This is a genomic window from Ilyobacter sp. (assembly GCF_041583315.1).
GTDB lineage: Bacteria > Fusobacteriota > Fusobacteriia > Fusobacteriales > Fusobacteriaceae > Ilyobacter.
In genome coordinates this window covers 1-1,722 of the sequence record NZ_JBFHGC010000583.1, presented here as the reverse complement: position 1 = coordinate 1,722, position 1,722 = coordinate 1, and the positions used below count along the sequence as shown (strand labels likewise).

2 protein-coding genes are annotated in these 1,722 nt (G+C 37.3%); one reads left to right on the top strand and one right to left on the bottom strand.

Features of this window, described 5'->3' with window-relative positions; all coding sequences use genetic code 11:
* Positions 1-1,111, bottom strand: a 1,111-nt coding sequence (locus ABZA26_RS14435) for a thioesterase domain-containing protein (RefSeq protein ID WP_372715189.1), incomplete at its 3' end; no start/stop codon positions are given.
* Positions 1,112-1,492: 381 nt separating this feature from the next.
* Between ABZA26_RS14435 and ABZA26_RS14430 the strand changes: the two genes are divergently transcribed.
* Positions 1,493-1,722: AzlC family ABC transporter permease (locus ABZA26_RS14430; protein ID WP_372715190.1), on the top strand; the 230-nt coding region annotated here is incomplete at its 3' end.

Below are 1,722 nucleotides of genomic sequence, written 5' to 3'. Positions count from 1 at the left end.
CAGTTGCCCTAGCTCCCTTTTCACCTAAAAAAAAGAAATGATTTCCCGGCACCTCTACACTCAAAACCTCAGGTGCCCTCCTGACCGTCTCCCTTACCTCTGTCCATTCTTTATCACTTAGTTTTTTCACTCTCATTTGCGGTAAAACATAACTTTTGGTTATTTTATTTGTAATGACTATTCCCCAGTTATATCTGTCTGTCATGGCGTGTCTGGCATCCTCTATAGAATCATTTGTTATATTAGCTGTCAGAGGATACCCTGCATAATCATACCCCTTAGAATCATTCATCATCTCATTCAGATCCTTTACAAACTCACCGTCTCTATAACGCCACCCATGATTAAAAAGATTTATGGGGGTATCTCCGAAGTAGTGGGTTCTCCCAATATCATCAGATATCAGTCGGTCACGCTCTATACCGTTTATCTCTGCATTTTCTCTTACTGTTTCTGATTCGCGCCTCCCGCTCCCAAACACTGCATATCCTCCGTCACCCACCATAAATACACCCTTGTCTTCACTATTTTTCTTCAGTTTTGGATATATGGTTGGAGCCGACAGGCCCGGCAGTGGCGGCGTAGCAGCAAGTCCCACCCAGACCTCTATATTCAGACCTATACGTTCTGCTGCTTCCCCCAGTGCGTGGGATACTCTCCCGGCCATGCTCCAGCCGACAGCTATGATTTTGTTTTCCAATCCATTTTCCTCTATAACTTCTTTAGAGACATTGGCTATCTGTTCTCCCCATTGTGCAATGGTAAAATCAGGATGATCTCTTTTAAATACAGGGTCTTTCACTCTCAGAGGATAAGAAAGGGCCAGTACATTATACCCCTTCTTAGTGAGCCAGTATGATAAAAACTGCCTTGGATCGTACCCTTCATGGACCCCATAAAATATCCTGGCAGTACTGTTTGCTCCCGGTGACAACACAACCAGAGGTTTATTTTTTTCCCCAGGGATAAATTTCATCATGACAGGATAATTTCCGACCATGCGTATCTCTTCACCTTTAAAAAGCTTTCCAACAGCCATTTTTGAAACTAAAAACATCATTACAACAACTAAAAATATGTATATAAAACTGCAATTTATAATCAATTCCATTTTAATCCCTCCATTCAAAACTTATTCTAACATTTTTCAATATTTTTTTAATATCTTTTTACGCCAAATTCCTAAAAATATCAATTTATTTTAAATTTTTCAATGAGTCAGATTCTTTTCAAAGAAAAATAATTAAACATCTAGTCACTTACTGTTTCCTTCTTAAAATTTAAAGGATATAATTGTTTGTATATATTGATTTATATGTTAATAAGAGTTTATACAGAAACTTCTGTGAAATAAAAGGTCTGTATGATACTAATGTCATAAAAAATATTTAAAATCCTAATTTTCCAGTAATTTGTTGAAAAAATGCATAAATAGTTGTAAAATACTCACTGCTTAAATTTTTAATGACTGGAGGAATAAAAGGTGAAAGCTATGGCTTTAAATAAACTAAAATCAAATAGTGACTTTAAAATCGGTATGAAAAGTGCAGGCCCTATTTTTATGGGATATTTCCCAATAGCTGTGACATTCGGGCTGATTGTAAAATCTGCAGGGCTACCCGGTTATATGGCACTGTTTATGTCCATCACAAAGTTCACAGGGGCCACACAGTTCATATCTTTGAACATGTTACTTTCCGGTGTCTCTCTTTGGAGTATTCT